Source organism: Pseudomonas mohnii (assembly GCF_900105115.1).
Taxonomy (GTDB): domain Bacteria; phylum Pseudomonadota; class Gammaproteobacteria; order Pseudomonadales; family Pseudomonadaceae; genus Aquipseudomonas; species Aquipseudomonas mohnii.
Window position 1 is genome coordinate 1,205,351 of record NZ_FNRV01000001.1, and the last position, 23,964, is coordinate 1,229,314.

16 protein-coding genes are annotated in these 23,964 nt (G+C 60.7%); 11 read left to right on the plus strand and 5 right to left on the minus strand.

The features are described 5' to 3' along the window. Nucleotides 1–14 precede the first annotated feature (14 nt). The 3 genes from BLV61_RS05500 (at nucleotide 15) to BLV61_RS05510 (ending at nucleotide 5,187) form a co-directional block, all read left to right on the plus strand. Nucleotides 15–2,357 (plus strand): trimethylamine N-oxide demethylase, encoded by a 2,343-nt coding sequence (locus BLV61_RS05500; protein WP_090463292.1) that lies wholly within the window; start codon nucleotides 15–17, stop codon nucleotides 2,355–2,357. A 162-nt stretch (nucleotides 2,358–2,519) separates the two neighbouring features. Continuing rightward, nucleotides 2,520–4,199: an APC family permease gene (locus BLV61_RS05505; RefSeq protein WP_090463294.1), complete on the plus strand. Its 1,680-nt coding sequence runs from the start codon at nucleotides 2,520–2,522 to the stop codon at nucleotides 4,197–4,199. A gap of 52 nt (nucleotides 4,200–4,251) precedes the next feature. After that, nucleotides 4,252–5,187, plus strand: a complete 936-nt coding sequence (locus BLV61_RS05510) for a bifunctional 5,10-methylenetetrahydrofolate dehydrogenase/5,10-methenyltetrahydrofolate cyclohydrolase (protein WP_139213606.1) — start codon at nucleotides 4,252–4,254, stop codon at nucleotides 5,185–5,187. An 86-nt stretch (nucleotides 5,188–5,273) separates the two neighbouring features. On the opposite strand, the gene BLV61_RS05515 is transcribed toward BLV61_RS05510, so the two are convergent. The 5 genes from BLV61_RS05515 to glnT all read right to left on the minus strand — a co-directional run bounded on the left by BLV61_RS05515 (nucleotide 5,274) and on the right by glnT (nucleotide 11,214). After that, nucleotides 5,274–6,599, minus strand: a complete 1,326-nt coding sequence (locus tag BLV61_RS05515) for an ammonium transporter (protein WP_047530841.1) — start codon at nucleotides 6,597–6,599, stop codon at nucleotides 5,274–5,276. A gap of 202 nt (nucleotides 6,600–6,801) precedes the next feature. Further along, entirely contained in the window at nucleotides 6,802–8,124 is a 1,323-nt protein-coding gene (locus BLV61_RS05520; RefSeq protein ID WP_047530843.1) for an FMN-binding glutamate synthase family protein, read from the minus strand. 20 nt (nucleotides 8,125–8,144) lie between these two features. Continuing rightward, a complete protein-coding gene (locus BLV61_RS05525; protein WP_047530845.1) occupies nucleotides 8,145–8,828 on the minus strand; it encodes a GltB/FmdC/FwdC-like GXGXG domain-containing protein in 684 nt (227 codons plus the stop codon). A gap of 11 nt (nucleotides 8,829–8,839) precedes the next feature. Beyond that, complete coding sequence (locus BLV61_RS05530; protein ID WP_047530847.1) at nucleotides 8,840–9,745, minus strand: class II glutamine amidotransferase; 906 nt, start codon at nucleotides 9,743–9,745, stop codon at nucleotides 8,840–8,842. Between the two features lie 134 nt (nucleotides 9,746–9,879). Next, nucleotides 9,880–11,214, minus strand: a complete 1,335-nt coding sequence (gene glnT, locus BLV61_RS05535) for a type III glutamate--ammonia ligase (protein WP_090463297.1) — start codon at nucleotides 11,212–11,214, stop codon at nucleotides 9,880–9,882. A 286-nt stretch (nucleotides 11,215–11,500) separates the two neighbouring features. On the opposite strand from glnT, the gene BLV61_RS05540 reads away from it, so the two are divergent. From BLV61_RS05540 to BLV61_RS05575, 8 genes are all read left to right on the plus strand, one after another. Beyond that, entirely contained in the window at nucleotides 11,501–12,100 is a 600-nt protein-coding gene (locus BLV61_RS05540) for a helix-turn-helix domain-containing protein (RefSeq protein ID WP_008003699.1), read from the plus strand. Nucleotides 12,101–12,340: 240 nt separating this feature from the next. Continuing rightward, the gene (gene purU, locus BLV61_RS05545) at nucleotides 12,341–13,207 is read left to right on the plus strand and encodes a formyltetrahydrofolate deformylase (RefSeq protein ID WP_047530853.1); all 867 of its coding nucleotides are present in this window, start codon (nucleotides 12,341–12,343) and stop codon (nucleotides 13,205–13,207) included. Further along, nucleotides 13,204–14,109, plus strand: a complete 906-nt coding sequence (folD, locus tag BLV61_RS05550) for a bifunctional methylenetetrahydrofolate dehydrogenase/methenyltetrahydrofolate cyclohydrolase FolD (protein ID WP_090463300.1) — start codon at nucleotides 13,204–13,206, stop codon at nucleotides 14,107–14,109. The genes purU and folD overlap by 4 nt, the downstream gene beginning before the upstream one ends. Further along, nucleotides 14,091–15,332: an FAD-dependent oxidoreductase gene (locus BLV61_RS05555; protein WP_047530857.1), complete on the plus strand. Its 1,242-nt coding sequence runs from the start codon at nucleotides 14,091–14,093 to the stop codon at nucleotides 15,330–15,332. The genes folD and BLV61_RS05555 overlap by 19 nt, the downstream gene beginning before the upstream one ends. A 13-nt stretch (nucleotides 15,333–15,345) precedes the next feature. After that, nucleotides 15,346–15,645: a sarcosine oxidase subunit delta gene (locus BLV61_RS05560; protein WP_047530859.1), complete on the plus strand. Its 300-nt coding sequence runs from the start codon at nucleotides 15,346–15,348 to the stop codon at nucleotides 15,643–15,645. Beyond that, nucleotides 15,642–18,539, plus strand: coding sequence for a 2Fe-2S iron-sulfur cluster-binding protein (locus BLV61_RS05565; RefSeq protein ID WP_090463302.1), 2,898 nt, complete (start codon nucleotides 15,642–15,644; stop codon nucleotides 18,537–18,539). Before BLV61_RS05560 ends, BLV61_RS05565 begins: the two co-directional genes overlap by 4 nt. Before the next feature lie 3 nt (nucleotides 18,540–18,542). Next, nucleotides 18,543–19,139: a sarcosine oxidase subunit gamma gene (locus tag BLV61_RS05570; protein ID WP_090463305.1), complete on the plus strand. Its 597-nt coding sequence runs from the start codon at nucleotides 18,543–18,545 to the stop codon at nucleotides 19,137–19,139. A gap of 542 nt (nucleotides 19,140–19,681) precedes the next feature. Then, complete coding sequence (locus BLV61_RS05575) at nucleotides 19,682–23,386, plus strand: Ig-like domain-containing protein (protein WP_167361780.1); 3,705 nt, start codon at nucleotides 19,682–19,684, stop codon at nucleotides 23,384–23,386. Nucleotides 23,387–23,964: the final 578 nt, after the last annotated feature.

The window sequence follows — 23,964 nt, forward strand, 5'->3', positions numbered from 1 at the left end:
CCGGGAGCCTCACCATGAACGCACCTCGTGTTTCCCGCCCGCGGGAACCCGGACTCTTTGCCCGGGCCCCGGCCCTGGAGCGCTATCGAGTGGCTGCCGGTGGCCTGACCCTTGTCGCGTTGCAGCCTGGCGACAGCCTGCAAGTGATCGACCTCGAAGGCCGGCAACCTTGTCAATTGCTGGTCGTGGATAGGCTCGGTCGTAGCGCCCTGGCGGCCTGGGCACTGAGCGGTTCGACGGCCTGCGGGTTTATCGGTGCGCGGCTCGCTGAACCGACCTTGCAGTCGCGTCGCATTGGCCAGGCGCTGATCCAACGCGCGATTGATCCCCAACAGCTGCCCAGCGCCGCCTCACTCTGGGACGAGGACAGCCCTGCCGACTTCAGCCGGAGCTTCGTCGCCAGCGATGAGCTACTGGTGATCGTCGCGGCCCCCGACGGACCGACCGCCGTTGACCGGCAATACCGGCCCAGCGAGCTGCGGCTGCTGGTGACTCGATCCAATCCCTCGCCGCTGCTGCTCCCCGTGTTGCCCGAACCCTTGGGCGAGTTGCTCGACGAGTTCACCCTCGGCGCCGGCACCGCCCACAGTTACACCGTTGGCAAAGGTCAGTATGTGCAGGTGCTGGATGTCGCCGGTCGCCAGTGCTCGGACTTCGTCGCTCTGGATCGACGGGCACTGGATCGCGGTCTGGAACTGGACCTGGACCAGACCGTGACCCGCACCCTGAACGGCAGCGCCTACCCGGCACCGGGACTGTTCTCAAAGTTTTTCGACCGGCAGATGCAACCGATGCTGGAGGTGGTGCGCGACACCGTCGGCCGCCACGACGCCTTCGCCCTGGCCTGCGCCGCGCGCTATTACGAGAGCCATGGCTACTTCGGGCACGACAACTGCAGTGACAACCTCAGCCGCGTGCTCGCGTCCCATGGGGTCAAGGCCCGCAATGGCTGGCCGGCGATCAATTTTTTCTTCAATACCGGGATCGACGCACACCAGCAGATGACCCTTGACGAACCCTGGTCGCGTCCCGGCGACTACGTGCTGCTGCGCGCCATGACCGACTTGGTGTGCGGCAGTACTTCGTGCCCGGATGACATTGACCCGGCCAATGGCTGGAACCCAACCGATATCCATGTCCGCATCTATAGCGAAAAGGAGCGTTTTTCCATCGCCATGAGCACTCGACCCACGGCTGATGCCGACCCGATTCTTACCCGTGAGTCCGCGTTCCACTCACGCACCAGCGCCTTGACCGGCAGCTTCGTCGACTACCGCAACTGGTGGCTGCCGCTGCGCTATGACGGCTATGGCGCGATCGAGGAATACCTCGGTTGCCGCGAACGAGTGGCGGTGATGGACCTGACCGCCCTGCGCAAATTCGAAATCATCGGCCCGGACGCCGAAGCCTTGTTGCAGTACTGCCTGACCCGCGACGTGCGGCGCCTGGCGGTGGGTCAAGTGGTGTACTCGGCGATGTGCCACGAACACGGCGGCATGCTCGACGACGGTACCCTGCTACGCCTGGGCCCGGACAATTTCCGCTGGATCTGCGGCGAAGACTACGCCGGGGTGTGGCTGCGCGAGCAGGCGCAAAAACTCGGCATGAAGGTCTGGATCAAATCCGCCAGCGAGCAGATCCATAACCTGGCGGTGCAAGGCCCGATGAGCCGAGAGTTGCTCAAACAGATGGTCTGGACCGCGCCCAACCAGCCGAGTCTGGAGACACTGGGCTGGTTCCGTTTTCTTGTTGGCCGCCTGGACGGTTACGACGGTTGCCCGCTGATGATCTCGCGCACCGGCTACACCGGCGAACTGGGCTACGAAGTCTGGTGCCAGCCCGAGGATGCCGAACGGGTCTGGGACCGGATCTGGGCTCTGGGCCAGCCCTTGGGCCTGGTGCCACTGGGCCTGGAGGCCCTGGACATGCTGCGCATCGAAGCCGGGCTGATCTTTGCCGGCTACGAGTTCAGCGACCAGACCGACCCCTTTGAAGCGGGCATCGGTTTTAGTGTGCCGCTAAAAAGCAAAACCGATGACTTCATCGGTCGCGACGCCCTGTTACGGCGCAGTACCCATCCCGCTCACAAACTGGTGGGCCTGCAGCTGAGCGGTAACGAAGGCGCCCACCACGGCGACCCGGTGTACCGCGGCCGGGCCCAGGTCGGCGTCGTCACCAGTGCCTGCCGCTCACCGCTGCTGGGCAGCAATATCGCGCTGTGCCGGGTCGACGTGGCCTGCGCCGATATCGGCACAGCGTTGGAGATCGGCAAAGTCGATGGCCTGCAGAAGCGCATCAGCGCCACGGTCACCGCCGCGATTTTCTACGACCCGGACAAGAGCCGGGTACGCAGCTGATTAACCTTTTGACTGCCCATACACACCTGTAGGAGCGAGCCAGCTCGCGATGAACGTCAACGATAACGCGGGTTGCCTGACTGTTCGCGGTGCCTGGTTGTCCATCGCGAGCAGGCTCGCTCCTGCAGGGTCCTGCTTTTTTTCAGACATGGGAATACGAAGATGGAAGCGACTACGTTCGAGGCCGTACCGCAGGCCGCCGGTTCAGTGGGCAGCCTGCAGCGCAAGATCGATTGGCGCGGGGCGTTCTGGGTTGCCAGTGGCGTGCCCGCCCTGGTGCTGTTTTCTATCGGCGCGATCGCCGCCACGGTCGGCAAACCGGCCTGGATTGTCTGGATCGTGTCGATCCTGTTCGGGTTTATCCAGGCCTTTACCTATGCCGAAATTGCCGGACTGTTCCCGCACAAGTCCGGCGGTGCCTCCGTCTACGGCGCGGTGGCCTGGGTGCGTTACAGCAAACTGATCGCACCGGTCTCGGTGTGGTGCAACTGGCTGGCCTGGTCCCCGGTTTTGTCCATTGGCTCTGGGCTGGCAGCCGGTTACATCCTCACCGCCTTGTTCCCCGCTGATGCGCTGATCAATACCTGGCAACTGACCCTGCTCGATCTGGGTTGGGTCAAGAGCGGTCTGTCGCTAAGGATCAACGCGACGTTCGCCATCGGCCTGTTGATTTTACTGACGGTGTTCGCCGTGCAGCATGGCGGCATCTTGCGCTCGGCACGCCTGACGCTGGTGCTTGGGGTGACCTCGCTGATTCCTCTGTTGTTAGTGGGTGTGGTGCCGTTGTTCACCGGGGACGCGGCCCAGGCCAACTTCCTGCCCCTGTACCCGCTGGCCCATGACGCGGCCGGGCAAGTGATCGACGGGCCTTGGGACATGTCCGGTTGGTCGTTAATGGCCGGCGGCCTGTTCATGGCCGCATGGTCCACTTACGGCTTCGAAACCGCCGTGTGCTACACCCGGGAATTCAAGGACCCCAAGCGTGACACCTTCAAGGCGATCTTCTACGCCGGCCTGCTGTGCATTCTGGTGTTCACCCTGGTGCCCCTGGCATTCCAGGGCAGCCTCGGTCTCGGGCAACTGGTGACCCCGGCGGTGCTCGATGCCAGCGGCGCGGTGGTCACACCGGCGGTCTACAGCGGTCTGCTGTCACCCGCGATCTACAGCGGCATGGGCGTCGGGCAGGTCATGGCGGACAGCATCGGCGGCGGCAAGCTGGTGGCCAACATCGTGCTGATCATGTTGGTCCTGGCCACGCTGCTGGCAATCATGACCTCGATGTCCGGCTCCTCGCGCACCCTGTATCAGGCGTCAGTCGATGGCTGGCTGCCGAAATACCTGGGCCGCACCAACGAACACGGCGCGCCTACCGCAGCGATGTGGACCGACTTGTCGTTCAACCTGCTGCTGTTGCTGATGTCCGATTATGTGTTCGTGCTGGCCGCGTCCAACGTCAGCTACATCATCTTCAACTTCCTCAACCTCAATGCCGGCTGGATCCATCGCCTGGACCGTCCCGACTGGGTACGCCCGTACAAGGCCCCGACCGTGCTCCTGGCCGCGGGTGGCGTACTGAGCTTCGTCAACCTGGCGTGCATGGGGCTGGGAGCCGATATCTGGGGCGCCGGCACCCTGGTGACCGGCCTGTTGCTGGCGCTGTTGATTCTTCCGGTGTTCTGCTACCGCCACTACGTGCAGGACAAAGGGCGCTTCCCGGAAGCGATGCTCAGCGACCTGTACATTCAGGCCGATGCCGGTCAAAAACGCGCCGGCTGGTTGCCTTATGCCACGCTGATCGCAGGTGTACTGGTGGTGTACGGTTGCCATCAACTGGTAGCCTGAACGCCCTTGCCTGCAGGTCTCTGATGGATCATCGGGGCGCAACGACGCCTCGATGATCATTTCGCCCCCCCTATCAATCAAGACGACGGTGACTATTTTGCTCAGCACCACCCCCGCTCTTGCCCGCGTTATCGACGGCAAAGCCATCTCTGCCCAGGTTCTCGACGAAGTTCGAGAAGAGGTTCTGGTCCTGGCCGGACAGCAGATTTACCCCGCACTGGCCGTGCTGCTGGTCGGTGAAGACCCGGCCAGCGAGGTCTACGTGCGCAACAAACTGCTGCGGGCCAAGGACGTAGGCATCCGCTCTCTTGAATACCGTCTGCCGGAAACCGCCAGCCAGGCGCAAGTACTGGAACTGATTGCGCAACTGAATGCCGATGCCACGGTGAACGGCATCCTGGTGCAGCTGCCATTGCCGGTCCATATCGACGAAGGAGCGGTGATTCATGCCATTGATCCGATCAAGGACGTGGACGGCTTCCATCGGGAAAACGTCGGCGGCCTAGTGCAAGGCATCGAAGTACTGACCCCCTGCACACCCAGCGGCTGCATGCGCCTGCTGCACGAAACCTGCGGTGACTTGAGCGGCTTGCACGCGGTGGTCATCGGCCGCTCGAACATTGTCGGCAAACCCATGGCGACCTTGCTGTTGCAGGCCAACTGCTCGGTCAGCGTGGTCCACTCGCGCAGCGTCGATGCCCCGGCGCTGTGCCGACTGGCGGACATCGTCGTTGCAGCGGTGGGTCGACCAAAGCTGATCGATGCGAGCTGGCTCAAACCCGGAGCGGTGGTGATCGATGTCGGCATCAATCGCATCACCGACGAAGGCGGCAATCATTTGGTGGGCGATGTCGACTACGCCAGCGCGCGCACTGTTGCCCGTGCGATCACGCCGGTTCCGGGAGGTGTGGGGCCGATGACCATTGCGTATCTGCTGAAGAACACCCTGATCGCCAGTCAATTGCAGCGTGCCGCCCAAGCGCGCTAGCAAAAGTCGATCAGCGATGCAGCGTTGAGCTGAGCACCACGAAAACGGCCCACTCGAAGGTGGGCCGTGTCGTTCAATCGCAATGATCAGTGGTTGTAGGCACTCTCGTTGTGCTCAGCCAGATCCAGCCCCATGTCTTCCACCGATTCATCGGCACGCAAGCCGATGACGGCGTTGATCACCTTGAGAATGATCCAGCTGATGGCGAAGCAGTACACCGTCGTCAGCAACACGCCCTTGATCTGCGCCACGACCTGAGCGCCCATGCTCACGCCTTCCACCAAACCGCCCAGGGACGGCACGCAGAACACGCCGGTCAATACCGCGCCAATCATTCCGCCGATGCCATGCAAGCCAAACACGTCGAGGCTGTCGTCATAACCGAAGCGGCGTTTCAGCACGGTGACGCTCAGGTAGCAGAACACCCCGCACAGCAGACCGATGGCCAATGCGCCGCCTACGCCCACATACGCACACGCCGGGGTAATGCCGACCAAACCGGCCAAAGCACCGCTGGCCAGGCCCAAGGCACTCGGCTTGCCGACCTTGAACCACTCCGTGAACATCCAGCCGAGAATCCCCGCGCAAGCACCCAGTTGGGTGTTGAGCATGACAATGCCCGAAGTGCCATTGAGACCGCCGCCGGAACCGATATTGAAGCCGAACCAGCCCACCCAGAGCATCGCCGCACCGGTCATGGTCAGGCTCAGGTTGTGGGCCGGCATCGGCGCATTCTGGTAGCCCTTGCGCTTGCCGAGAATCAGGCACGCCGCCAAAGCCGCAACGCCGGCATTGATATGCACCGCCGTGCCGCCGGCAAAATCGAGAACGCCCCAGTTATGCATCAACGCGCCCGAACCACCCCAGACCATGTGGGCGACGGGCGCATAAACCAGGGTGAACCACAGCGCCATGAACCACAGCGCTGCCGAGAATTTCATGCGCTCGGCGAATGCACCGGCAATCAGCGCCGGGGTAATGATCGCGAAGGTCATCTGGAAGGTGACAAACACGCCTTCCGGGATGTCACCGACCAGGCTATCCGGGGTCATGCCGGCCAGAAAGGCCCGGCTCAAGCCACCGACGAAACTGTTGAACGTCACCTGCCCCTCAACCATGCCGGTACTGTCGACCACCATGCTGTAGCCATAGATCACCCACAGCACGCCGACCAGGCCGGCGATGCCGAAGCACTGGGTAAACAGCGAGAGCATGTTTTTCGCCCGCACCAGACCGCCATAAAACAATGCGAGGCCCGGCAGACACATGAACAGCACCAGCACCGTGGCGGTCACCATCCAGGCGGTGCTGCCGGTGTTCAAGGTGGGTGCGTCGGCCGCCTGGGCGAGCGGCGCGAGTGCGCCGGCCGCCAGTACACCGAGAAGGGTTTTGCCGAGAAGACGATTGATCATGTTCAAAGCTCCTGCAAAAGAATGGAAAGTGTCTGGCAGCGAGCAATAAAGAATGAGACACGGGCCTTTTCGGCCTCTCGAATATAAATGCCATGAACAGGACTTGTGGGAGCGAGCCTGCTCGCGATGGGGTTGGTTCAGCAGCCTTTTAGCTGACTGATACACCGCTATCGCGAGCAGGCTCGCTCCCACAGGTTTCGTCTCAGTACCCAGAGCCCGGAACCCAGTTGGTCCCCGCCAGCGGCACCCTCGCCATGGCCGCCGACTCTACCGTCAACGCCACCAGATCCTCGGGATCGAGGTTGTGCAGGTGCGACTTGCCGCAGGCCCGTGCCATGGTCTGTGCCTCCAGCACCATGACGCGCAGGTAGTTGGCCAGACGGCGACCACCTTCCACCGGGTCCAGGCGCTTGGACAGTTCCGGGTCCTGCGTGGTAATACCGGCCGGGTCGCGGCCGTTCTGCCAGTCATCGTAGAAACCGGCGGCCGAGCCGATTTTCTTCAGTTCCTCGTCCAGGCGTGGATGGTTATCGCCCAAGGCAATCAGCGCCGCCGTCCCGATGGCCACCGCATCCGCACCGAGCGCCATCGCCTTGGCGACGTCGGCACCGTTGCGAATTCCTCCGGAAACGATCAGCTGAACCTTGCGATGCATGCCCATCTCTTGCAAAGCCTGTACCGCTTGCGGAATGGCCGACAAAATCGGAATCCCGACGTGTTCGATGAACACTTCCTGAGTGGCTGCAGTGCCGCCTTGCATGCCGTCGAGCACAATGACGTCAGCCCCGGCTTTTACCGCCAACTTGACGTCGTAGTACGGTCGGCTCGCGCCGATTTTCACGTAGATCGGTTTTTCCCAATCGGTGATTTCCCTGATCTCGGCAATTTTGATCGCCAGGTCATCCGGCCCGGTCCAGTCCGGGTGACGGCAGGCGCTGCGCTGGTCGACACCAATCGGCAAGGTGCGCATTCCGGCCACGCGTTCGGTGACTTTCATGCCCAGCAACATTCCGCCGCCACCGGGTTTGGCGCCCTGCCCCAGGACGATTTCAATGGCGTCGGCCTTGCGCAGATCGTCCGGGTTCATGCCATAGCGCGATGGCAAATACTGATAAACCAAATGCTGCGACTGGCCGCGTTCTTCCGGGGTCATGCCGCCGTCACCCGTGGTGGTGCTGGTGCCCGCAATGGTCGCACCACGGCCCAAGGCTTCCTTGGCATTGGCCGACAAAGCACCGAAGCTCATGCCGGCGATGGTCACCGGAATCTTCAGGTGAATCGGCTTCTTGGCGAACCGGTTGCCGAGGATCACATCGGTGCCACACTTCTCGCGATAGCCTTCGAGCGGGTAGCGCGAGACGCTGGCGCCGAGCAGCAGCAAGTCGTCGAAGTGCGGCAATTTACGCTTGGTGCCGCCGCCGCGAATGTCGTAGATGCCGGTTTCCGCGGCGCGCTGAATTTCCTGGATGGTCAGGCGGTCGAAAGTGGCTGACTCGCGCAGCACCGGAGTGGTCTTGTCGCTCATATCTGTTCTCCTCGCGTGGATCAGTACGCGGACGCGTTATCGACTTTGAAGTTGTACAACTGACGGGCCGAGCCATAGCGCTTGAATTCAGCCGGCTTGTGCTCGAAACCGGCGCGGTTGAGCAGGACTTGCAGTTCTTCCAGGTGTTCGGCGCGCATCTCTTTTTCGATGCAGTCCGAGCCCAGGGAAGCGACGGTACCCCGCACATAGATGTGGGTTTCGTACAGCGAATCGCCCAGGGCATCACCCGCATCGCCACACACCACCAAGCGTCCGGCCTGACCCATGAAGCAGCTCATGTGGCCGATGCTGCCGCCGACCACAATGTCGATGCCTTTCATGGAAATGCCACACCGGGCACCGGCATCGCCTTCGATCACCAATAACCCGCCATGGGCGGTGGCGCCTGCGGCCTGGGACGCACTGCCCTTGATCCGCACCATGCCCGACATCATGTTTTCCGCGACGCCGACACCGGCATTGCCATGCACGGTGATGCACGCTTTCTGGTTCATGCCCGCGCAGTAGTAGCCGGCGTGCCCCTGGATATCGATGGACACGGCCTGGTTCACCCCAACCGCGAGGTTGTGCTTGCCGTTGGAATGAGTCACCACCCACTCGCGGTCTTCGACGTTGTTGGCCTGGTCATGCAGCGCCTGATTGAGGTCACGCACGGTGGCAGTGGAAAGATCGATGGTTTTCATGTGTGCGCTCCTTAAGCTGACTCGCGTTCCCAGATGTACAGGGTGGCCGGTGCCGGCTCCCAGATCCTGGCGTGTTCGATACCCGGCAGGCTCGACAGCGCCTGATATTCGGAGGCCATGGCGACGTAATCGTCGGTCTCGGCGAGAATCGCCGGCTTGCAGGCAATCGGGTCGCGGATTACCGCAAAGCCATTGCGAGTGCCAATGGCAAACGTGAAGAAACCGTCCAGGTCCTCCAGCGAATGATCCAGCGCTTCTTTGAGCGAGTCGCCTTGTTGTAGGCGCCAGGTCAGGTAGCCGGCGGCCACTTCCGTGTCGTTGTCGGTTTCGAAATGGATACCTTCGCGCTTGAGTTCCTGGCGCAGGCGAAAGTGATTGGACAGCGAACCGTTGTGCACCAGGCACAGGTCGGCGCCGGTGGAAAACGGATGGCTGCCTTCCATGGTCACCGCGCTTTCGGTGGCCATGCGGGTATGGCCGATGATGTGGCTGCCCTTCATGCTGGCCAGGCCGAAGCGTTGGGAAATTTCCTGGGGCAAGCCCATGCCCTTGAGGATTTCGATGCTCTGCCCGGCGCTCATGATGCGAACGCTCGGGGCCAGTTCGGCAAGGGCCAGACGGACTGGCGCTTCTTCCGAATGGATCTTCAATACGGCGGCGCTGGCGTTCTGAAACCAGTCCAGCGAACAGCCCAGACGGCCTTCGAGCTCGCCCATCAGGGTTTTCCAGTCGAAGGCTTCGGTGGTCGCCTGCAAGGTCAGCTTGACCCAGCCATCGGCCACTTCATCGCCATAAATGGCGAAGCCTGCGCTGTCCGGGCCACGATCGGTCATGGCCTGCAGCATCGGTTCGAAGAGCTGGCCGAGCCGGGATTCCAGCTGCGGGTTTTTCAGGTAAAGGCCTACGATTCCACACATAAAAACAGTCCTCACTTCGTTCGGGAGCGGCAAGCTGCAAGCTGACCGCATGGACATGAAAATTTTCGATACGCCGCCCACTCGCTTTGACTTGCGGCTTGACGCTTGCAGCTTGTAGCTGCCGCCCAACAGACTCAGAAAAACTCGGTGTAGCGCTGCACTTCCCAGTCGGAAACGTGGCGGCTGTATTCCACCCACTCCATGCGCTTGAGCTTGATGAATTCGCCAACGATCTGCGGCCCCATCACTTCGGCAAACAGCGGGTCGGCCTCCAGCGCGTCGCAGGCTTCCTTGAGCGATTGCGGCAGGGTCTTGATGCCCTTTGCAGCGATCTGCTCAAGGCTCAGGCTGTAGAGGTTTTCATTGCAGACGTGGTCGATTTCCAGCTGGCGGTCGATACCGTCGAGGCCCGCGGCGATAATCGCCGCGCTGACCAGATAAGGATTGCAACCGGCGTCCGGCAGGCGAAATTCCAGGCGACCGTAGGGCACCCGCACCATCGCCGAACGGTTGTTGGCGCCGAAGGCTATAAAGGCTGGCGCCCAAGTCGCGCCGGACAACGAGTGGCCCACCACCAGACGCTTGTAGGAGTTGACCGTCGGTGCGGCGAAAGCGCAGAGCGCCGGGCCATGGGCAAGCAGGCCAGCGGCGAAGTGATAGGCCATTTTCGACAGCCCCATGCCGCTCGGATCGCTGGCATCAAAGAACAGGTTCTTGTTCTCGGCGCTGCTGATCGACAGGTGAAAGTGCATGCCGTTGCCGGCGCGTTTCGGGTCAGGCTTGGGCATGAACGAGCAGATCATGCCCAAGTCATTGGCGATCTCGCCGGCGGCCATGCGAAAGAACGTGAATCGATCCGCCGAGGTCATGGCGTCGCTGTAGGTGTAATTGATCTCGAACTGGCCATTGGCGTCTTCGTGGTCGATTTGATAGACCTCGAAATCCACCGCTTGCAACGCCTCGGTCAGGCGTTCGAGAAACACCCGGGAGCGCGAGAGGCCTTTGTAGTCGTAGCAAGGCTTGTCCAGGTTGTCGCTGGCATCGACCAGCTGCAGTTTGCCCTGCTCGTCACGGCGCATCAGGTTGAACTCAGGCTCCAGGCCGGTGTTGAGCGTCCAGCCCTTGTCTTCCAGGCGACGAACCTGCTGCTGCAGCACGTAACGGCTGTCATAAGGATGCGGCTTGCCGTCGACATGACCGATGCACACGATCCGGCCATAACCCGGTTGCCAGGGCACAGGCATCAGCGTGGACAAATCGCCACGGGCCATGAAGTCCGGGCCGTGGGGTTCCATGCCCATGCCACTGATGGCGAAACCGGCAAAACCTGCGCCGTCCTCGGCCACGGCCTTGAGTCCACAGATCGGCACCGATTTGGTTTTGGCCGAACCATGGATATCGACAAACTGCGCAAGCACATACTTGATCCCGTGCTTGTCGATGATGCGCTGGGTTTCTGCTGGCAACATTGCTCGTCACTCCTGGCGAAAAAGGGCAAATCATTGGGGATGGGCGTCACTTTCCTTTGATATTCCTGAAAAGAAAGTAAGTTTCCCAACAGGAATGCAAGGCCCTTGCCAGAATCGCGAATGAAAAGCCGAAGTGCCGTAACCAGCGCTTTTGTGCTGTATATATGGGAATATTCTTTTCCCGGAGGGAATATTGCCCACCGGGATGGAAAGGAACGCCGTGATTTGCACTTTCTCAGTGCGAAACTAATATTACTGAACAGAAAGTGTGCAGGATCTAAAGACTATGCCGACCGAAACTGCCCCGCGCCTCAAGCTTGAGCAATACCTGGGTTTGCAAATCAAACGCCAGCGCCAGGCGCAGGATCTGAAATTGTCCGATGTGGCGAAAATTGCCGACATCAGCCAGGGCATGTTGAGCAAAATTGAAAACGCCCAGGTCTCCACCAGCCTCGATACCCTGAGCCGCCTGTGCGATGTGCTCGGCCTGCCGCTGTCGAAGCTGTTCAGTGAATACGACCAGCAAGACGGCAGCGCGCAGCTGGTCAAGGCCGATCAAGGCATGGAGGTGGTTCGCCGCGGAACCGAGAAAGGCCATACCTACCATCTGCTCAATCACACGCGCGGGCCGAAGAAGAGTTTCGAGGCCTACATGGTGAGCATGGATGACGCCAGCGAGGAGTTTCCGACCTTCTCCCATCCGGGCACCGAGTTTCTCCACCTGCTCGAAGGCGAACTGATCTATCGCCATGGCAATCAGCTGTACCGCATGGAAGCCGGTGACAGCCTGACTTTCGAAGGGGAAATCCCCCATGGCCCGGAACAACTGGTGCAAGTACCGATCCGCCTGCTGTCGATCATGAATTACGGCAACGACAAAGAATAATCCCCGCCCCAATCCCTGCTTGATTCCAACCCTGAGGCCGACCTGTGTCGGCCTCAGGCGTTTTCCTGCCAGTTAAAAAACTTTCACAAAAATTCTGGACGCGGCGCGGGCATTCCCCTATAAAGCCAACTTCAGGAATATTTTATTCCCCATAAGAAAACTCACTCACGGACGAGATTGCTGTTTGCCCTGTTTTTTTCGCTATGCGATGAGCTGCCGCCATCTTCCCGAGGACGTGTCATGCAACACGAAAAAAACCATTTCATCATCAAGATCACCTGTCCCGCAGTGTCCGGTATCGTCGCGGCCGTCACCACCTACCTGGCAGACAACGGTTGCTACATCGGGGAGATGGCGCAATTCGACGACGACTTCAGCGGCCGTTTTTTCATGCGCGCCGTGTTCCGTTTCAACGACGGCCACTTGGGTGATATCCAGCAGATCAAGGAAGGCTTCAGCGACGTCGCCAAGGCATTCGACATGACCTGGGAACTGCACGACACCCGCGAACCGATGCGTGTACTGCTGATGGTCAGCAAGTTCGACCACTGCCTGACCGACCTGCTCTACCGCTACCACAAGGGCGAGATGGACATGACCATCACCGCCATCGTCTCCAACCACCTGGACCTGCGGCCCATGGCCGAGCGCGAGGGCATCCGCTTCATCTACCTGCCGGTGACCAAAGACACCAAGGCCCGGCAGGAGGCCGAGCTGATGAAAGTTGTCGACGACACTGGCACCGAACTGGTGGTGTTGGCGCGCTACATGCAGATCCTTTCCGATGACCTGTGCAAGCAACTCTCGGGCCGGGCGATCAACATCCATCACTCGTTCCTGCCGGGGTTCAAAGGTGCCAAGCCTTATCACCAGGCCTACCAACGCGGGGTGAAACTGATCGGCGCTACGGCGCACTACGTCACCAGCGACCTCGACGAAGGGCCAATCATTGAACAGGAAGTGCAGCGCGTCGATCACGTGTATCTGCCGGACGACCTGGTCGCCACCGGTCGTGACACCGAAACCGTGGCCCTGTCCAAGGCGGTCAAGTACCACCTGGAACACCGGGTTTTCCTCAACCAGGACAGAACGGTGATCTTTCGATGAACACGCCCAGACTGATTGACGGCAAAGCCGCCGCCGCCCGCGTTCTGCTTCAGGTCCGCCAGGACGTGGACGGCCTGCGCGAGCGAGACATTCAACCGGCCCTGGCGGTGATTCTGGTAGGCAGCGACCCGGCCAGCCAGGTTTACGTGCGCAACAAGATTCTGCGCGCCGAAGAGGTGGGCATTCGCTCCGTGGAGCATCGACTGTCCAGCGACACCAGCACCGAACAACTGCTGAACCTGATTGCCACGTTGAATGCCGACCGTTCGATCAACGGCATTTTGCTGCAATTGCCGTTGCCGGCTCACATCGACGAATTACGCGCCCTGGAGGCCATCGCCCCGGCCAAGGACGTCGATGGTTTTCACAGTGAAAACGTCGGTGGCCTCAGCCAGGGCCGCACGGTGCTCGCCCCCTGCACACCCAGCGGCTGCCTGTACCTGCTGGAGCAAACCTGCGGCGATCTGCGCGGTAAACACGCCGTGGTGATCGGCCGCTCGAATATTGTCGGCAAACCCATGGCCGCCCTGCTGCTCAAGGCTGATTGCTCAGTGACCGTGCTGCATTCGCGCAGCCCGGACCCGCAGGCCTTGTGCCGTCAGGCCGACATCGTCATCGCCGCCGCAGGGCGGCCGAAACTGATCGACGCCAGCTGGCTGAAACCCGGCGCCGTGGTCATTGATGTCGGCATCAACCGCATCGACGACCAGGGCCGCAGCCGTCTGGTGGGCGACGTGGATTTCGACAGCGCCCTGCCCCACGTCGCGGCGATCACCCCGGTTCCCGGTGGCGTCGGCCCGATGACTATTGCCTTTTTGATGAAAAACACCGTAACCGCAGCCCAGATGCAACATCAGGCGCAACGCAGCCAATCGGAGGCCCTATGCCGTTCAATCTATTGAAGTACGGGCTGAGTTCGGAGTACCCGGTGGAAGTCGATCTACCGCCGCCCCGGGAACTCAAACCGAGCTATGACGTGGTGATCATCGGTGCCGGCGGCCACGGCCTGGCCACCGCCTATTACTTGGCCAAGTACCACGGTATTACCAATATCGCGGTATTGGAGAAGTCCTATCTGGGCGGTGGCAATACCGCACGTAATACGGCGGTGATCCGCTCCAACTACCTGACCAGTGAGGGCGTGCGTTTCTATGCCGAGTCGGTGCGGATGTTCCAGTCCCTGTCCAACGAATTCGATTTCAACATCATGTACTCCGAGCGTGGCCAACTGACCCTGGCCCACACCGATGCCACCGTGCGTTCGTTCCGTCAGCGGGCCGAGGTCAACAAGCACTTCGGTGGCCGCACCGAAATGATCGACCGCCAGCAGATTCGCGAGCTGGTGCCCAGCCTCAACCTCGACCCCGGTCACCTGCCGGTCATCGCGGGCCTCTGGCACATCGACGGCGCCACCGCGCGCCACGACGCTGTCGCCTGGGGTTACGCCAAGCAGGCGGCCAAACGCGGCGTGGAGATCCATCAACTCACCGAAGTTCAGGACCTGATCATCGAGAACGGCGCGATCACGGCGGTCAAGACCAATCGAGGCACCATCAAGTGCGGCTGCGCCGTGCAGGCAATCGCCGGGCACAGTTCGCTGCTGATGGCCAAGGCCGGGATTCGTTCGCCGATCCAGACCTTTCCGCTGCAAGCGATGGTTACGCAGCCATTCAAACCGTTCCTTGATCCGCTGGTGAGCTCTTCGGCGCTGCATTGCTACGTACAGCAGACCAGCCGTGGCGAGGTGGTGTTCGGCGGCGGCTCCGATCCTTATCCGCTGTTCAACACCCGCTCCACGCTCGATCTGAAGGAGAGCCTGCTGGCGCACGCCATCGAAATGTTCCCGTTTCTGGCCAACGCCAAGCTGATGCGCCAATGGGCCGGGATCACCGACATGACACCGGATTACAGCCCGATCATGGGGCTTTCGCCGGTGAAAAATTACTACCTCGACGCCGGTTGGGGCACCTGGGGTTTCAAGGCTACACCGATCTGCGGTAAGACCATGGCAGAACTGGTGGCCAGCGGCGGCAAGGTGCCGGATCTGATCAAGCCTTTCGGCCTCGAGCGCTTTTCGACCTTCCAGCAAGTCAACGAAATGGGCGCTACGGCGGCCAGCCACTGACGGAGAGCGGACCATGAAAATCATCAATTGCCCGCTCAACGGGCCACGCAACATCAGCGAATTCACTTATGGCGGCGAGTTCAAGCCCATGCCCGATCCCGTCCGCTGCACCGATGCCGAATGGGCGGACTACGTGTTCAACACCGACAACCTCGCCGGAGTGGTACGCGAATGGTGGATGCATACGCCGTCGAGCTACTGGTTTCTGGCGGAGCGTCACACCGTCAGCGATGAAATTCTTCGTACCTTCGACCCCAAAGAACTTTTCACCGCCCGCGTCGACTTCAGCGCCGCCAAGGAGATCGCAGGATGAACCGCCTACCCGCCCCGATGGGCCTGCTGATCGACCGTGATCAGCCGCTGGATTTCAGTTTCGACGGTCATCGCTATCAAGGCCTGCAAGGTGACAGCATCGCCAGCGCCCTGTTGGCCAATGGTCGCTTCCTGATCTCGCGCTCGTTCAAATACCACCGTCCGCGCGGCCCGCTGACCATGGCCGGACAAGACGCCAACAGCCTGGTGCAACTGCCCCAGGAGCCTAATGTGCTGGCCGATGCGTACGCGCTGTCGGCCGGTTTGCAGGTCACGGCGCAGAACGTCAACGGCTCGCTGGACAACGACCGTGACGCCTACCTGGGCAAGTTCTCCAAATTCATGCCGGTGGGCTTTTACTACCGCTCCTTCTACAAGCCCAAGGGCATGTGGAAAGTCTGGGAGCCGATCATTCGCAAAAAGGCCGGACTCGGTGTTCTCGACCTGAAGTTCCAGCCCGAGTATTACGACAAGGCTTATCTGTTCACCGACATCGCCGTGATCGGTGCCGGGCCAGCCGGGCTGCAGGCGGCGCTGACAGCGGCCAATGCCGGGGCGAAGGTGTTGCTCATCGAACAACAACCGATTCTCGGAGGGTCGTTGACCTATGCCCGTTTCGATATCGAAGGCAAAAGAGCCACAGACCTGCGTCGCGAGCTACTGTCTGCGGTGGAGCAACACGCCAATATCCGGATCCTGACCGACGCGACCTGCAATGCCTGGTTCACCGACAACTACCTGCCGGTCATCCAGGGCAAGCGCATGTACAAGGTGCGTGCCCGCCAATGCCTGGTGTGCAGTGGCGCGTTCGACCAGCCGGTGGTGTTTCGCAACAACGATTTGCCGGGTGTGATGCTGACCAGCGCTACGCAACGCTTGATGAGGTTGTATGCGGTCAAGCCGGGCAAACGCGCGGTGGTGCTGACGGGTAATGATGACGGGTACCTCGCCGCTCTGGATCTGTACGATCAGGGCGTGGAAGTCGCCGCCGTGGTGGACTTGCGTCATGGTCCTGGCGATGAGTCCATGCTGCAGGCACTGGCTCAGCGCAAGATCCCTTGCCAGCGCAACAGCACCGTGTATGAAGCGCTGCACGAGAAAGGCATGCGTCATATCAACGGCGTCGTTGTGCGCAAGATCACCGCCCAGGGTCAGGTCGCAGAAAGCGGACAACGCCTGGATTGCGACTTGCTGTGCATGTCCGCCGGTTACATGCCGGTCTATCAATTGCTCTGTCAGGCGGGCGGTAAACTCGCCTACGACGATCAGCGCGCCGAATTCACCCTCAGTGGCCTGCCGCAAAATCTCGCGGTCGCAGGCTCGGTCAATGGTCGTCACCGCCTGGACAACGTGATCGCTGATGGCATGAATGCCGGAGCTGATGCCGCGCTCGCGCTAGGGCTGACAGTCAGCGCACAACGCGCACCCTTGGGCAGCGAGGTTCGGGTCAACTTCAACTGGCCGATCTTCCCCCATCCCAAGGGCAAGGACTTCGTCGACTTCGACGAGGACCTGCAAGTGGCGGACATCGTCAATGCCACCCGGATTGGCTATCGCGATGTGCAACTGGTCAAGCGTTACTCCACCGTGGGCATGGGCCCCTCCCAGGGACGTCACTCGGCGCTGCCAACCGCGCGGTTGGTCGCCTGGGCAACCCAGCGCAACATCAGCGAAACCGGAGTCACCACGGCACGCCCACCGTTTGTGGCGGAAAAGCTGGCGCACGTGGCCGGTCGAGCGTTCGATCCGTACCGGCAAACACCGATGCACGCCCGACATGTACAAGCCGGGGCGAAGATGATGCCCGCCGGGATCTGGCAGCGGCCGGCCTACTATGGCACTGCCAGGGATCGCGACGCCTGTATGCAGGCCGAAGCACTGCACGTGCGCAACAAGGTCGGGATTATCGATGTGTCGACATTGGGCGGTCTCGACGTGCGAGGCCCGGACGCCGCCGAACTGCTCAACCGCATGTACACCTTTGCCTTCCTCAAGCAGCCGGTCGGCCGCTCGCGCTATGCGCTGATGACCAATGAACATGGGGTCGTGATCGATGACGGTGTATGCGCTCGTTTCGCCGAGAACCATTTCTACGTCACCGCCACCACCAGCGGCGTCGACCGCATCTATCAGCAAATGCTCAAGTGGAACGCACAATGGCGCCTGGACGTGGACGTCGCCAACGTCACTGCGGCCATTTGCGCGGTCAATGTTGCCGGTCCGGATTCACGCCGGGTGCTGGAGAAAGTCTGTACCGATCTGGATCTGAGCGCTGAAGCGTTCCCTTATCTGGGCGTCCGCCTGGGTACGGTTGCCGGTATCAAGGCCAGGTTATTGCGGGTCGGGTTCGTCGGTGAACTGGGTTATGAAATCCATGTACCCGCGCGCCACGGGCTTAAACTCTGGGACGCGCTGATCGAGGCTGGAAAAGCACACGACATACGTCCCTTCGGCGTCGAAACCCAACGTCTGCTGCGCCTGGAAAAAGGCCATGTGATCATCAGCCAGGACACCGATGGCATGACCCATCCGGCAGAAATCGACATGGGCTGGGCGGTCAGTCGCCACAAGCCATTTTTCGTCGGCCGGCGCTCGGTGGATATCCTCGAAGCCCAACCACAAAAACGCAAACTGGTGGGTTTCAGCCTGCCCAAAGGCAGCCTGCAACCGCTGGAAGGCCATCTGGTGCTTAACGGCCTGGAGATCAGCGGCAACGTCACCTCCTGCGAATATTCCGCAAGCCTGGGCAAGATCATCGGCCTGGCTTACGCCGGCATCGACCAAAGCACGCCGGGGCAGCGCATTCCAATCCGCGTCGAGGGTGGCATCGTGGTCCAGGCCGAGGTGGTGCAGTTACCCTTCTTCGATCCCGACAACCAACGCCAGGAGCTTTGAGTCATGACCAGTCTGAGAGAACAACACAGCATCACCCGGCAAGCCCTGACGCCGTTGCCGGGGTGCCGCCTGGCTGACTTGACCGACCTGCCCCGGGTCGGTTTCCGTGGCGCCCACAGCGCCGAGTACCTGCGCAGCCGCGGCTTCGCCCTGCCAGATGCGCCCAACCGTGCGCTGATTCAAGCCGATGGCAGTCAGGTAGCGCGCCTGTCCCAGGCCGAGTACCTACTGCTGGGCAGCCCCGAGGATCAGGGCCAACGCATCGCCGACGAAGAAGCCCGGTGGGAACTGGACCACCAGGCCAACTATCTGCTGCCGCGTCAGGACAGCCACGCCTGCTTTCAACTAACGGGCGAACACCTGAGCGAGGTGATGGCCAAACTCTGCGGCGTCGACTTGAGCCCGCAGGCGTTCGGCCCGGGTACAGTGGCGCAAACCTCTGCGGCACGGATCAACGTGATCGTGATCAACTCAAGTACGGCGCAGCAGGCAAGCTTGCACATCCTCTGCGATCGGGCGTCAAAGGTGTATTTCCGAGAGGCGTTGCTGGATGCAATGCAGGAGTTTTCCGGGCTGGCAATGGATGGGACGACCGTCTGACGCTTGGCAGAAACGGGGTGAACCGCAGAACACTTAGACGCTGCAAAAGTGGGCGTCAGCTCACACGAAAGCGGTGAGGATTCCTCCCCGGAGCCGGTGGTTTTACAGGGGTAAAAACGACCAATAAAAAAAGGGTCGCGAGATAAAATCTCGCAACCCTTTGAATTATAGGGTCGGGACGGCGTGATTCGAACACTCGCCCCTGGCACTCCATGCTTGCAGGGGCGCTAAAAAGCTATTCTCTAACCACCTTCTCACCCCATATTCACCACCCCATACCCATTGCCCCGCTTGCGACCTTTCAGGGCAGTTATTGGGAGTCGCGGCATGGAGCGACCCTGAAACCCTTCTAATCGGCACTTAAATCGAAGTGACGAACCTCGCTTGTGGCCATTTGCTTCTATCGCTAGTATCGCCTAAGTCACAAGGTCGACAGGCAGTTGGCAATTATGCTTTCTGCAAATCAGGGAAAGCATTTTATGGTCATGGCGCAACCTACCTATTCAGGCTCATACGGCTATATTGGTGAGCAGTTTTTTACGATGCAGTTTGACGTTGCCCTGGATGCCGCCAATCCACCACCGACCAACGCCTTTGCCGTTCAGATCAACGGAACTAGCACTTCAGTTACCGGAGTGACTGTCGATGGTACCGGCAAGACCGTGACACTCACTTTTTCAGCGCCCGCGCTGACTGCCGGGGCCAACATCGAATTTTCGTATTCCGACCCCACTGGGGGGAATGATGTCAGTGCGCTCCAGGGGCTGGATGGAACCGATTCGAGTACCTTCAGTGCCTCCACTATCGTGGTCGGTGGCAGACCCGGGCCATCAGCCCCGCCGGTGCCCGCGCTATCCAGCGGCAGCGACAGTGGCACCTTGGGCGACGGCATCACTTCCGATACTACCCCTACACTCACCGGCACTTCCGGGGCCAACGCAACTGTCAAACTGTACGATACCGATGGAACCACGCTACTGGGGACCACGAGTGCGGATGGTTCTGGCAACTGGTCCATCACCAGCAGCACGTTGACAGACGGCAATCACACGCTGAAGGTAACGCAGACAGACGGTGGGAATAACACTTCGCCACTCAGCACAGCGTTAGCCTTGAGGATCGATTCGACAGTCGCGGCCCCCAGCGCTTTGACGTTGAGCAGCGGCAGCGACAGCGGCACCTTGGGCGACGGCATCACCAACGACAGTACACCGACCGTCACCGGCCACGCCGAAGCCAACGCCGCCGTCAAGCTGTTCGACACCGACGGCAGCACCCTACTTGGCTCGACGACGGCCGATGGCTCTGGCAACTGGAGCATCGCCAGCAGCACACTGGCCAACGGCTCACATACCTTTACCGCCAAACAGACCGACGTGGCTGGCAACGTTTCCAGCGCCTCCAGCGGCTACGCCTATACACTCGACACTATCGGGCCAATCGCCATGGCCCTGAGTAACACCCAGGTTGCCATGAGCAACGCTGGCAATGGCGCCACCGTGGCAACGCTGTCGGCCACCGATGCCACTGCCGTCAGCTACGGCTTTGCCATCGGCAACGGTACAACCGATGCGGACAACGGCAAGTTCAGCTTATCCGGCAACCAACTGGTGGCCGCGCAGAATCTCGCCGCCGGAACCTACCACCTCTATCTGAAAGCCACCGACGCCGCCGGTAACGATGCGTTCCAGTTTTTCAGCGTCAATGTGGTGGACGCGCCAACCGTCGCCGCTATCGAGCGGGCCATGGGCGCCAGCAGCACGGTGCCAGCCACTAGCCCCTCAGTGGATTACACGGTGAAATTCAGCCAGTCCGTGACTGGCGTGGACGCCTCGGATTTCACCTTGGCTACAACCGGAAACGCCAGCGCGACCATCGCCTCAGTCACCGGTAGTGGTGACACGTACACCCTGACAGTCAGCGGAATCAGAGGCGATGGTACCCTGCGCCTGGATCTCAAAGGGAGTGGCACCGGGATTCAGAACGATTTATCTTTCGCCATCACCAGCGGCTATACAGCCGGTCAAACGTACACGGTAGACCATACCGCCCCCGCATCACCTTCGGTGCCGGTCATGACGGCCGGCACCGATACCGGCAAGTCAAACAACGATGCGATCACCAGCAACCAGACACCCGTGTTTGTCGGCTCGGCTGAAGCCAATGCCACGATCAAGCTGTATGACACCGATGGTGCCACTTTGCTAGGCACCACCGTCGCCGACGGCGCCGGCAATTGGAGTATCATGAGCGCGACGTTGGCGACCGGCAGCCACACACTGACGGCCAAACAGACCGACGCCGTGGGTAATGAATCTGCAGCCAGCAGTGGCGTGTCAGTGTCAATTGACAACAGCGTGGCGGCCCCGCCTGCGCCCGTATTGGCCAGTAGCAGCGACAGCGGTGTCCCTGGCGACAACCTGACCAATGTCTTAATGCCGACCATCACCGGCACCGCCGAAGCCAACGCCAGCATCACGCTTTACGACACCGATGGGACCACCGTGCTGGGCACCTCTGTTGCCAACGGAAACGGCGACTGGAGTATCGTTTCGACGACCTTGAGCAATGGTAGCCATACGCTGACCGCCAGGCAGACCGACACTGCAGGCAACATCTCGTCCGTCAGCGCCGGTCTTGCGCTGACGGTCAACAATCTGTCGCCGTCGGCGCCCTCCCTGCCGGCACTTAGCGCTGCCAGCGACAGCGGTATTCAGGGTGACGGCATTACCAGTGTTGCCAAGCCCGTGATTACCGGGACCGCAGCCGCCAACGCAACCGTCAAACTCTACGACACCGACGGCAGCACAGTACTGGGCACCGCGGTTGCTAACGGTACCGGCATTTGGAACATCACCAGCAGCACATTGTCGCTGGGTAGCCATACGCTGACCGCCAAGCAAATCGACCCGGCAGGAAACCTGTCAGCAGCTAGCGCCTCACTGGCACTGACCGTAGAGGCGGTACCGACACCACCCTCGTCACCAGCCACAATGACCCCTATCGACGGCGTTGCCGTCACCCAGCAGCAGGTCAGCCTGCCGGGCGGCGGCAGTGGCACTCAGATCATTGTTCCGATTGTCAGCACCGACCGCACCGACTCCAGCGGCAGCGCTGCTGTGGCCGACATTCCACTGGCCACCAGCGGCGCGAACAACCTCCTGCTGGCACAGCTGACACCCGGCTTTGGCCTGACGGCTGTTGGCGGTGTCAGCCGGCCGGCGGGTAGTTCGATTGAACATCTGATCCAGGATATCCTGGCGGCAACGCCGAATCATGCCGCCAGCGACCAAGGTCACCTGACCGGTAACGGCGTCTCCTTCCTCAACAAACTGGCTGCCAGCGTACCGCTGCTGGTCGAGACGATTACACCGACCACTGGCGAGACCGCACCGACCAGCCCGCTAACCTTGACCGGTACCAGCAGCGACAGCCAACACACCGCGCTGGTCATCGACGCTACACACGTGGCCAGCGGCAGCACGCTGGTGTTAAACGCCGTCGACTTCGCAGCAATCATCGGCACCGCCAACATCATCGGTAACACCAACGGCCAGATACTCACCGGCGACTCCGCCAGCCAACAGTTCAGCATATCGTCCGGTGGCGGCAGTTCGGTGTTCGCCGGTGGTGGCAACGACACGTTGAACATCAACTTCGCAGGCAGCAGCACGGAGCTATCCAACAGCACGACTCTTCTGCACGGCGGCCAAGGCAACGATGCCGTGGTGCTCAACGGCGCCAGTTCGGACTACCTGGTGGAAAATCACGAGGGCTATGTCCTGGTCACTTCCAAAGCGCAGCCAGGACAACACACGCTGCTGGTGAATGCCGAAAACCTGACTTTCTCCGACACGACCATTAGCGTTCAAACCAGCGAGCCTCAAACCCAGTTGGCAGGCCTTTACCAATCGGTTCTGGGCCGCCAGGCTGACTATCTGGGCTTCGATTACTGGGCGGTCCAGGCCAAGAATGGCATGAGCATGGGCAGCATCGCCCTGTCGCTGATCACTTCGAACGAAGCTCACGATAAGCAGGCCGTCACCCTGAACGGTAACGCCCCGCATGACCTGGAGTTGGTGTATCAGGGCATCTATGGCCGTCAAAGCGATAGCGCAGGCCTGGCTTACTGGGTTGACGCCATGCAAAAAGGCATGACCCTGGAACAGGTCGCCAGCAACTTCGTGCAAGCGGCGGAGATGAACCAGCACAACGTTCTGGCGGCGAACTGGGACTTCATCATTTAACGTCTCGTCCCAAAACGGATGCACTGTCATAGCGTGCCATTTGCATCAGGTGGCAGTGACATCCGCTCAACGTGAAACGCTAAGCTGTCGACTCAACCGGTCGATGCCACAGATTGGCTAAATCTTTTCAGCGTCGACGACCCAAGGTCTGCCGCGCCCAGGTTGCAGGTGAAGCTCATCAGGGCGTTCCACTGGCCTTGGGTGACGCGCGCATTCTTTTCTTCAGGCGAAAAAAAAACGCACTTGGCAGGCTTTCTTCAAAAATCAAAGCTATCCAAAAATACTGAAATCAATGGACAGATCGTGACTCTTATTAGTTAGCCTGCTATCTTGTTTTCACATTCCGCCATGTTGAGATGCTTGAAGGAATGAGAAGCCCTGGCGACCACGAATCGCCGGGGCTTCGTTTTTTCCATCTCCAGACGAATAAAACCCCGAACGGGTTGGGGTCTTGGTATTCGGTGGCGCGCTGGTGCCTGGCCGTGGTGACAAAGCGTCTCTACGGGCCACCCCTGTTCCGGCTTCTCGGCGGTGATCGAACCGTCGACCACTGCGCCGAGAGAAGCACAGCCTCCCGA

Coding starts and splice junctions, on each gene's coding strand:
- BLV61_RS05555 (WP_047530857.1), top strand. CDS start 14,091: ATGCCGTTCAATCTATTGAAGTACGGGCTGAGTTCGGAGTACCCGGTG.
- glnT (WP_090463297.1), bottom strand. CDS start 11,214: ATGTTGCCAGCAGAAACCCAGCGCATCATCGACAAGCACGGGATCAAG.
- BLV61_RS05570 (WP_090463305.1), top strand. CDS start 18,543: ATGACCAGTCTGAGAGAACAACACAGCATCACCCGGCAAGCCCTGACG.
- BLV61_RS05530 (WP_047530847.1), bottom strand. CDS start 9,745: ATGTGTGGAATCGTAGGCCTTTACCTGAAAAACCCGCAGCTGGAATCC.
- folD (WP_090463300.1), top strand. CDS start 13,204: ATGAACACGCCCAGACTGATTGACGGCAAAGCCGCCGCCGCCCGCGTT.
- BLV61_RS05510 (WP_139213606.1), top strand. CDS start 4,252: ATGATCATTTCGCCCCCCCTATCAATCAAGACGACGGTGACTATTTTG.
- BLV61_RS05560 (WP_047530859.1), top strand. CDS start 15,346: ATGAAAATCATCAATTGCCCGCTCAACGGGCCACGCAACATCAGCGAA.
- BLV61_RS05515 (WP_047530841.1), bottom strand. CDS start 6,599: ATGATCAATCGTCTTCTCGGCAAAACCCTTCTCGGTGTACTGGCGGCC.
- BLV61_RS05500 (WP_090463292.1), top strand. CDS start 15: ATGAACGCACCTCGTGTTTCCCGCCCGCGGGAACCCGGACTCTTTGCC.
- BLV61_RS05525 (WP_047530845.1), bottom strand. CDS start 8,828: ATGAAAACCATCGATCTTTCCACTGCCACCGTGCGTGACCTCAATCAG.
- BLV61_RS05520 (WP_047530843.1), bottom strand. CDS start 8,124: ATGAGCGACAAGACCACTCCGGTGCTGCGCGAGTCAGCCACTTTCGAC.
- BLV61_RS05575 (WP_167361780.1), top strand. CDS start 19,682: ATGCAGTTTGACGTTGCCCTGGATGCCGCCAATCCACCACCGACCAAC.
- BLV61_RS05505 (WP_090463294.1), top strand. CDS start 2,520: ATGGAAGCGACTACGTTCGAGGCCGTACCGCAGGCCGCCGGTTCAGTG.
- purU (WP_047530853.1), top strand. CDS start 12,341: ATGCAACACGAAAAAAACCATTTCATCATCAAGATCACCTGTCCCGCA.
- BLV61_RS05540 (WP_008003699.1), top strand. CDS start 11,501: ATGCCGACCGAAACTGCCCCGCGCCTCAAGCTTGAGCAATACCTGGGT.
- BLV61_RS05565 (WP_090463302.1), top strand. CDS start 15,642: ATGAACCGCCTACCCGCCCCGATGGGCCTGCTGATCGACCGTGATCAG.